4 protein-coding genes and 2 pseudogenes are annotated in these 7,647 nt (G+C 65.7%); 2 read left to right on the plus strand and 4 right to left on the minus strand.

What is annotated here, in order from left to right; genetic code table 11:
- Positions 1–77 precede the first annotated feature (77 nt).
- Together Q2M23_RS26940 and Q2M23_RS26945 are read right to left on the minus strand one after the other, a co-directional pair.
- Positions 78–644 carry a DUF2147 domain-containing protein gene (locus Q2M23_RS26940; RefSeq protein WP_316397623.1) on the minus strand — a complete coding sequence of 189 codons (567 nt, stop codon included), beginning with the start codon at positions 642–644 and terminating at the stop codon, positions 78–80.
- A 138-nt stretch (positions 645–782) separates the two neighbouring features.
- The gene (locus Q2M23_RS26945) at positions 783–1,811 is read right to left on the minus strand and encodes an NAD(P)/FAD-dependent oxidoreductase (RefSeq protein WP_057016688.1); all 1,029 of its coding nucleotides are present in this window, start codon (positions 1,809–1,811) and stop codon (positions 783–785) included.
- A 164-nt stretch (positions 1,812–1,975) separates the two neighbouring features.
- Here Q2M23_RS26945 and Q2M23_RS26950 point away from each other — a divergent pair.
- Positions 1,976–2,436: pseudogene (locus tag Q2M23_RS26950) on the plus strand (acyl-CoA thioesterase).
- A 105-nt stretch (positions 2,437–2,541) separates the two neighbouring features.
- On the opposite strand, the gene Q2M23_RS26955 reads toward Q2M23_RS26950, so the two are convergent.
- Positions 2,542–2,862, minus strand: a complete 321-nt coding sequence (locus Q2M23_RS26955) for a 2Fe-2S iron-sulfur cluster-binding protein (protein WP_016841525.1) — start codon at positions 2,860–2,862, stop codon at positions 2,542–2,544.
- Positions 2,863–3,023: 161 nt separating this feature from the next.
- On the minus strand, positions 3,024–3,401 hold the full coding sequence (locus Q2M23_RS26960) for an Hpt domain-containing protein (RefSeq protein WP_316397624.1): 378 nt from the start codon (positions 3,399–3,401) through the stop codon (positions 3,024–3,026).
- 381 nt (positions 3,402–3,782) lie between these two features.
- On the opposite strand from Q2M23_RS26960, the pseudogene Q2M23_RS26965 reads away from it, so the two are divergent.
- Positions 3,783–7,647, plus strand: a pseudogene (locus Q2M23_RS26965) (negative regulator of septation ring formation); the annotation flags it as partial.

Genomic DNA, 7,647 nt, shown 5'->3' on the forward strand with positions numbered 1-7,647 from the left:
CCGCATGCAAAGGTGTCCTTGCTGCATCCGGCTCATCAAAGGGCGCGACCCGCCGATCCACTTATGACACAGTAAGATTAGTGCCGCTTCGTCGCGGGCACCGGCGCCGCCGGCTTCGCCACGGCGGCTTGCGCCGGCAGATATTTGGCGACGATCGCGGGATCGAGTTGGGCCACCGCGGTGTCAGGCAGCCGGGTCCAGACCTCATCCTTGCCGAACAGCGAGATGCCGAGAAAGCCGCGCATCGTCAGCGTCTGACCATCGGCGCTCAACGTCATCTTGGCCTTGTAGACCTTGCCGTTGCGCGGATCGAGCACGTTGCCGCCTTCATAGGCGAGCCCGTTGCGCTTCATGTCGCGGATGAGGGGAATGCCGAGCCACGGCATGTCCTTGCGATCGTCGGTGCATTTCGAGCAAATCGGATTGGGCGGGTCGCCGGGCGATGAGAACATCTTTGCGATCATGCCTTCGAACAGGCCATTGCGCTCGATCACTAGGAACCAGCCCTCGGGCTTGCCGTCTTCGATCTTTTGCCACAGGCCGGCAGCCGACGGGTCGGCCGCCGAGGCCGCAAGCGGAGCAGCTAGCGCAAAGGCCGTGGCGATCGCGAGGATCAGCCGAAGTCTGGATAGCGTGTTCCGCATCATCATCACCTGATCAATCGACCAACTCGACTACAAGCAGACTACGGCCATTTCACGGAGCGTTCCAGTGCCCGCGCCGCGCAGGAGCCGCGCAGGAAGTGGCCCATGCCCCCGGCATTGGTCTCTGCCCGAGTGAAATCAGTTCACCCCGAGCTTCTTCTGCAAACTCGATGACGAGGTTGTGTATTGGAACACCAGCCGCTTGTCCGGATACACGTAGCGGTGCGCCTTCTGCGCCATCAGCGCACCCTCGTGGAAGCCGGAGAGAATGAGCTTGAGCTTGCCCGGATAGGTGTTGATGTCGCCGATCGCGAAGATGCCTGACACGTTGGTCTCGAACGCCGCGGTGTCGACCGGCACCAGATTGTTCTCCAGCGCCACGCCCCAGTTCGCGACCGGGCCGAGCTTCATGGTGAGTCCGAAGAACGGCAGCATCGTATCGCAGGCGATCGTCGAGACCGCATTGTCGTTGCCCTTGAGCGCCGCGCCCGAGAGCTGGCCGTTGGCGCCTTCGAGCCCCGTGACCTGTCCGATCTTCAGATCCATCCTGCCGTCGGCAACGAGCGCACGCATCTGCTCGACGCTGTGCGGCGCCGCGCGGAAATCGTCGCGCCGGTGCAGCAGCGTGATGCGCTTGGCGATCGGATGCAGATTGAGCGTCCAGTCGAGCGCGGAGTCGCCGCCGCCGACGATCAGGATGTTCTTGTCTCGGAATTGCTCCATCTTGCGCACGGCATAAAACACCGACGTGCCTTCATAGGCCTCGATGCCCGGCACCGGCGGGCGCTTCGGCTGGAACGAGCCGCCGCCGGCCGAGATCACGACGACCTTGCACTCGAACTCCTTGCCGGCATCGGTCTTCACGCGGAACAAGGGATCGCCGATCTTCTCGATGCTCTCCACCATCTCGTTGAGATGGAAGGTCGGATTGAACGGCTTGATCTGCTCCAGCAGCTGTTCGGTGAGGCCCTGACCGGTGACGAAGGGAATTCCGGGAATGTCGTAGATCGGCTTCTCGGGATAGAGCTCGGCACACTGCCCGCCGATCTTGTCGAGGATGTCGACCAGATGCACCTTCATGTCGAGCAGGCCCAGTTCGAACACGGCGAACAGTCCGCAGGGGCCCGCGCCAATAATCAGCACATCGGTCTTGATCGCTTCGCTCATGTCCGCTTCTTTTCAGTTGAAATCGACTGGACGGCTTTTTCGCCTGTCCAGCCAAGTGGGCCGGATCGCGACATGCATAATAGGGACAGCGGCTGGCGCGGCAACCCCTTGCCGAGCCTGCGCAAGTCGGCTGTATGGGCGGGAAACCGACGGAGATCCCCCTCGTGAATGCCCCTGTCCGTGCTGACGATGCGCCGCGCCTGGAAGACTTTCCCTATCGCCTGTCCGACAATGTGCGCTTTGCCGATCTCGACCCCAACGGGCACGTCAACAACGCCGTCTATGCGAGCTATTTTGAAACCGGCCGCGTCACGCTGGTAAAGGACCGCAGCATGGGGCTGATGCCGGCGGGGCTCGGCTGGATCATGGTGCGCCTCGACATCCATTTCCGCGCCGAGCTGCACTGGCCGGGTCAGATCGAGCTCGGGCTCGGGCTCGTCAAGTTTGGACGCACATCGACCACTTCGACCAGGTGGTGTTTTCGGAAGGCAGATGCGTGGCGTCGGCGAAGGCGGTCACGGTGATGATCGATGAGGCCACGCGCAGGCCGACGCCGCTGCCGGCGGAGGTCAAGCAGAACTTCCGCCGCTGGGTCCGTCGCGGAGTGAATCCGGACGGCGAATAGAGACGGCAGAGCGTTTTCAAGCGAAGTGGATACCGGTTCGCGTGAAGAAAACGCGTCAAAACAAAAATCTAGAGCCTCGTTCCGATTCAATCGGAACGAAAGGCTCTAGGCCTGTCGCTCCGGCGTCGACACGACCAGTCCGTCGAGATCGTCGGTCACCTTGATCTGGCAGGACAGCCGCGAATTCGGACGCACGTCGAAGCCGAAATCCAGCATGTCCTCTTCCATCGGCGACGGCGCACCGACCTTCTCGCGCCAGGCTTCATCGACATAGACATGGCAGGTCGCACAGGCGCAGGCGCCGCCGCATTCGGCTTCAATGCCGGGAATGGCGTTGCGGATCGCGCCTTCCATCACCGTCGCGCCGTTCTCGATGTCAACTGTGCGTTTCTCGCCGGAATGGTCGATAAAGTGGATTTTGGCCATGATTGCTCGTGCTGCCGGAATGCGCCGGACGATGGATGGAAAGGTCCCGGGCAGTCGTATAACGGGTCGATCCGCACAGCGCTAGCGCGGAGACCGAAAACCTGCCCGCCGGTTGGGACGCCGCCCAAGCTGTCGCAGCGGGCCGCCGAGACGCCGGACGCCTAGGCGCGGCCCAGGATCAGCTCGATCGCCGTGCGCGCCTCGGCAATCGCGGCGCCGAGCGCGGCAAGCGGCTGGGCCGCATCGGAACCGCCGGACAGCGCGGTCTCCAGCTGGGCAGCAGCCTCGGCGACGCCGAAGGCGCCGATCGCCCGCGCCGATCCTTTCAGGGTGTGGGCATGGGTCGCCGCCTCGGGCGGCAAGGCGGCCAGTTCACCGAGGATCCGGGCCGACTGGGTCGAGAACATGGCCAGCACTTCCCGCTCGAGGCCCGGATCGCCCAGCGTCATGCGCTGAAGATGATCGACGTCGATCGGCCCGGCGCCGGGCGCCAGCGGCGGCGATTGCGTCCATTCGACCCGTTCGAGGTGAAGCGGCATGGCCTGTCCCTGTCGTCTCCGCCGGCCCTCGCCGGCGGATCGTTGCCCCAGCCAATCACGAAACTGGTTAACGGATTGTTGTTGGGATGATCGGCAAAACCGCCCGATTCTGGACAATTTCTGGACACAATCGACGCTCTGCAGCGGGAATTTCGAGTGCCCATAAGGCCTTATGGCGCAAAGCTGTTAACGATGATTAAGAAAGTATTAATCGCAAGCATTTCATTCGCATCGCTCTCCCAATAGGATGTTTGCGGATGTAGCGGACAAGCCGCCGAGGGGGCCGGCTTGCGCTCCGCTTGTGGGCACCGGCTTCGAGCTTGCGTGGGGACGATCGCAGGCTCGCCGACGCGTAAAATAGTGAGAGGGCTCAGACTGAACATGGCGAACACTCCCAAGAAGGTCAAAGACCCCACCGAAGTCGCGCTTTCTGCCATCCAGGAAGCCCTCAACATCAGCGAACAGGGCGCGGAGAATCGCAGCCCCCTCAACGAAGGCGCCGCGCCGCCGAACCTGCCGCCCGCTGCCGATTTTTCAGCCACATCGTTCGAGTCGCGTCCGAGTAATTCCGATCGTTCGGCGTTCGAGCCGATCGAAGAACCGCGCGCGCCGCGCCGCGCCGCCAATGATGATCGCGAAACCATCGGCCAGATGCTGCAGACGCTGCAGGGAGGACGCGCGCGCAACGCCTTCACGCTGTTCTTTGTCTGCTCCGGCGCCTGGCTGCTGGGCGGCGTCATCCTCACCATCGCGTTCTGGCCGGCCCTGCAGGCCTCGATGGCTCAGGGCACCGGCGTCCTGGTGCTCGCCGGCCTTGCCGCGCTGTTCGCCGTACCGATCCTGCTGTTCTACTATCTCGCCAGCCTCGCCGCGCACGGTCAGCGCATGCAGATGATCGCGCAATCGATGGCGCAGGTCGCCATGCGATTCTCCGAGCCGGAAAACGCCGCCGCCGATTCCATGGTGACGGTCGGCCAGGCGATCCGCCGCGAGGTCGCGGCGATGGGCGACGGCGTCGAGCGCGCGATCGCGCGCGCCGGCGAACTCGAGACCCTCGTCGCCAACGAGGTCGCGGCACTGGAACGCGCGTATTCCGACAACGAGGTGCGCATCCGCGCGCTGCTGCAGGACATCGCCCACCAGCGCGACAACCTGGTCGGCCAGGCCGAGCAGGTGCGCAGCGCGATCTCCGGCGTGCAGATCGACCTGCGCCACGACATCGCGCTGATCTCGGACGCGATCGCCTCGCGCGTCGACGAGGTCGCCAAGAGCATCACCGGCGCGCTGGAAGAGCGCGGCCAGCACATCACGACCGCGCTGAGCCATGCCGGCGACAACATGATCCTCGCGCTCGGCGAGCGCGGCGGCGACCTGCTCGACCGTCTCGAGGAAGCCAGCGCCGAGACCACGCGCGCGGTGATGGACGCCTCAGAACGGCTGACCACCAGCCTCAACTTCAAGACCGGCCACGTCCATGACGAGTTCGTCGATCTGGCCGATCGCGTCCACCAGTTGCTCAACGAGCGCATCGACCGCATCACCGGCGAGTTCGAGCAGCGTTCGTCTGTCATCGTCGACGGCATCTCCGATCGCACCGAAGAGGTCCACGACTCCCTGAAGAACTCTGCGGACTCGCTGCTGCTCGAGCTCGAGCTGCGCAGCAACGACCTCGTCAGCAAGATCGACGATGCCGGCAACCGCCTCGCCGGCCAGATCCTGACGTCGGGCGACAAGGCAAGCGAGGCGCTCGACGTCACCGTCAATTCGCTGGTCGCCAAGGTGGTGGGCCAAACCGAGACCGCGCACGACTCGCTGTCGCTGCAGATGAGCGCGTTCGACGACCTGGTGAGGAACCATGGCAGCGAGCTCGCCGAGAAATTCGCCCGCGACTCCGGCACGCTCGGCGCGCTGATCACCCGCCACATCTCGGAATTCGACCGCACGGTGAAGACCTTCGGCGGCGACATCGTCGAGCGCATGGGCCAGCGGACCCAGGACATCGCCGACAGCCTGAAGACCTATGTCGACACCTTCGACCACCGTGTCACCAGCAACAGCGGCGAGATCACCGCCTCGCTCGACCAGCGCCTGCTGCAGTTCGAGACCACGCTCGGCAGCCGCGTCACCAATCTCGACGCCTCGCTGACCGACAAGCTGTCGTCGTTCGACAGTTCGCTCGCCAGCAAGATCGGCTCGTTCGACGGCCGTCTGCAATCGCTCGATGACGCGATCGACGGCCGCATGAAGTCCCTCGAGGTCACCTTCGAGAGCCGCGCCAAGTCGGTCACCGAGACCATCGACGGCCATCTCGGCACGCTCGCGACCCAGCTGACCGACGGCGCCTCCCAGGCGATCCAGTCGATCGACTCGCGGCTTGGCCTGCTCACCACCACCCTGACCGAAGGCACCGTGCAGGCGATCGCCGCGGTCGACCATCGCATCAACGGCGTCACCGAGACCATCGACGGCCACAGCGTCCGCCTGGTCGACACCCTCAACGGCCACAGCACCCGCCTCGCCGACACCATCAATGGTCACAGCGCGAACCTGACCGACACCATTTCGGCGCGCTTCGCCGACATCCAGCAGGGCATCGAGAGCCGCGTCGGCGTCATCGCCAGCGACATCGACACCCGCGTCGCGCAATTCGAGGACCTGCTGGGCTCGCGCGTCGAGGCCGTCGCCGGCCGCATCGAGAGCAGCGGCCGCCAGGCGAGCGAGGACCTGATGTCCCGCGCCGAGCTGTTGTCGTCGAGCATCAAGTCCCATGTCGAGGACGCCGAGCGTTCGCTGACCAACCTCGTGGTCAACACCAGCGAAACCATCCAGACCGGCGCGCGCACGGCGCAGCAGGCGCTGCTCACCGTGTCCGCGGACGTCGGCAACCAGCTCAAGCTGAGCTCGGCCGAGGTTGAGAGCGTGCTGACCGCCGTCGGCACCAGCGCCGCCAACTCGATCCTCACCAGTGCCCGCGACGCCCAGGTGTCGCTGGTCTCGGCCTCCGGCGACGTTGCCTCGCAGATCAAGGCACTGTCCGAGGATGTCGAACGCACGCTGCAGGCGGCCGGCAGCGCCACCGCAGCCTCCGTGCTGTCGGGCGCCCGTGACGCGCAGACCACGCTGGTCAGCGCCTCTGTCGAAGCCGCAAGCCAGGTCAAGTCGCTCGCCAGCGATGTCGAGCAGTCGCTGTCGATGGCCGGCTCTGCCGCCGCCGAGGCGATCATGACCGGTGCCCGCGAGGCCCAGACCACGCTGATCTCGACGTCGACCGACGTCACCGGCCAGGTCAAGTCGCTCGCCAGCGACGTCGAGCGTTCGCTGTCGATGGCCGGCTCCGCCACCGCGGAAGCCGTCGTCACCTCCGCTCGCGAAGCCCAGAGCACGCTTGCCGGTGCATCCACCGAAGCCGCCAACCTGGTCCGCACGCTCGCGGCCGACGTGCAGCACTCGCTCTCGACCGCCGGCTCTGCCGCCGCCGAGGCAATCATGACCGGCGCCCGCGAGGCCCAGACCACGCTGATCTCGACGTCGACCGACGTCACCGGCCAGGTCAAGTCGCTCGCCAGCGACGTCGAGCGCTCGCTCTCGATGGCCGGCACCGCAACCGCGGAAGCCGTCGTCGCCTCCGCCCGCGAGGCCCAGAGCACGCTGGCAGGCGCGTCGACCGAAGCCACCAACCTGGTCCGCACGCTGTCGGCCGACATCGAGCGCTCGCTGTCGATGGCGGGCTCCGCCACCGCGGAAGCCGTCGTCGCCTCCGCTCGCGAGGCCCAGAGCACGCTGGCAGCCGCATCCACGGAGGCCGCCGATCTGGTCCGCTCGCTGGCGGCCGATATGGAGCGTTCGCTGTCGATGGCCGGCTCCGCCACCGCGGAATCGATCACGTCAGGCGCGCGTGAGGCCCAGAGCACCCTGGTCAACGCGTCGACCGAGGCCGCGACCAAGGTGTCGGCGCTTGCCGCCGACATCCAGCGTGCACTGTCGATGGCCGGCTCCGGCACCGTCGAGATGCTGACGGCCGGCGCCCGCGAGGCGCAGAACACCCTCGTCACCGCGTCGACGGAAGCAGCCAACCATGTCAAGTCGCTGGCCGTCGATGTCGAGCGCACCCTGGCCTCGGTCGGCACCAACACCGCGCAGGCGATCCTCGGCAGCGCCCGCGATGCCCAGAGCTCGTTCGTGGCGACCTCCAGCGAGGCCGCAAGCCAGATCCGCGAGATCTCCGCCGAGATCGAGCGGTCACTGA

Source organism: Bradyrhizobium sp. 33ap4 (assembly GCF_032654765.1).
In the GTDB taxonomy this organism is placed as follows: Bacteria; Pseudomonadota; Alphaproteobacteria; order Rhizobiales; family Xanthobacteraceae; genus Bradyrhizobium; species Bradyrhizobium australafricanum.